Source organism: Neisseria sp. 19428wB4_WF04 (assembly GCF_015235335.1).
GTDB classification, from domain to species: domain Bacteria; phylum Pseudomonadota; class Gammaproteobacteria; order Burkholderiales; family Neisseriaceae; genus Neisseria; species Neisseria musculi.
In genome coordinates, this window is record NZ_JADGLG010000220.1 from 1 (window position 1) to 308 (window position 308).

Annotated in this window: 1 pseudogene; it reads right to left on the reverse strand. The window is 43.2% G+C overall.

Annotated features, from left to right (window positions below):
- Window positions 1-308, reverse strand: a pseudogene (locus tag IR141_RS14320) (IS1595-like element ISGasp1 family transposase); the annotation flags it as partial.

Genomic DNA, 308 nt, shown 5'->3' on the forward strand with positions numbered 1-308 from the left:
AAAAGTTCTCAATTCCGTTAATGTGATTTTGTCGCTCAGCAAAATGTGTGCTGTGATTGATCCGAAAATGTGAAAATTCGCTCACATCAAGAACGTCATAACTTTTGTAACAATCGGTATAAACAATGCTGTCAGGCTTCACTTGTTCGCGGATAATTGGCAATAAAGTCGCAGTTTGTGTATTGGGTACGGCAACGGTGTAAACCTTACCATTACGCTTCAAAAGCCCGAATACAGCCACTTTGCCAGCCGCACCGCGACCACGTTTGCCTTTGCGTTGTCCGCCAAAATAGCTTTCATCAACTTCT